The 1,125-nt window shown below is 66.3% G+C and carries 1 protein-coding gene; it reads right to left on the bottom strand.

Translation table 11 applies throughout. The features are described from left to right. Positions 1-1,125 (bottom strand): outer membrane protein (locus ACU8YC_RS24960; RefSeq protein WP_446895952.1); only part of this gene is annotated, 1,125 nt, incomplete at both ends.

Genomic DNA, 1,125 nt, shown 5'->3' with positions numbered 1-1,125 from the left:
GCGCCTCGCCGTTGGGAAAGCCGGCCACGCCGAGCGTGCGGCTCAGACCGAAGCCTTGGTCGAACTCAGGATTGTAATACAGCTCGGTGTTGTCGGTCAGCTTGAACCCGAGGAAGGCGGTGGCGGTGAGCGTGCCGCGCGCCTGATGCGGCACGAGGCTGTTGTCGCCGCGGTAAGGCGAATGGTAGCCCGTCACCCCCTGGTCGATGAACGTCGTCTGGCCGTGCAGCGAGAAGCGGCCGGTGTCGCCGTTGTCCGGATCGTGGGGGGCGAGCTCGTCGGGTTCGGGGGGCAGGCGCAGTCCTCCGGGAACCCAGAGGAGCCGCGCCATCACTTGGTTTGAGGTGAACGAGGCCTGGGTCGAGAACGCCCCGCCGTCCGGACCCGCAACGCTGCCGAGACCGAAGCGAGCGCTCCTGCCGTAATCGGCATAGCGATAGTCGATGCCCAGGGCGAGGTTCTCAGCGATTGCGAACTGCACGCCGGCCCCGAGTGTGAAGCCGAGATAGGAGTGGTCACGCCTTGCGATCCCGGCGAAGCCGGTATCCAGGTCGGGAAACGTGGAGCGGAAGCGTGTCTCGGCGCCCGCGAGGCCGAAGGTGGCGTAGACGAGGTTGCGTTCGAACGCGTAGCCGATACGGGCGCGGGCAGCGCCGAACAGATCTGCCTGAGCGCGGATGAGACTGAAGGAGGCGTCGCCGTTCTCGAAGCCGAACCCCGGCACGGTCGACGACACGGGCCGCTTCAGGTTTGCGCCGTAGAGGTCCGCCTCCAGGCCGTAGACGTACGGACCGGTCTGCCAGTTGTAGCCGCTGACGACACCGCCCAGCACCGTCGTGGCATTGCGTCCCTGATCGCTGCGGCCAGTGCTATCCCCGCTTCGAAACGCCGGCACGGAGCGACGCTCGACCGAGCCCGCGTCGAAGTTGAAGCTGCCGTAGGCGTCTCCGGCGCTGCCCTCGACGCCCAGATACCCGCCGGACCAGTCTGCGACGGTCGGGCGATCCGACGATGAACCTCTCCATTCGGCGGCCCGCGCTTGGTCCAAGCATAGGATCGCGACGGCGCCACCCAGAAGCGATAAAAGCTTCTCGATCGGCGATAAGATCTGAATTTGCAGATATC

The organism is Citrobacter sp. VF227, from assembly GCF_052950715.1.
The sequence above is the reverse complement of the archived record's forward strand: the minus strand, read 5'-3'. Positions and strand labels throughout refer to the sequence as shown.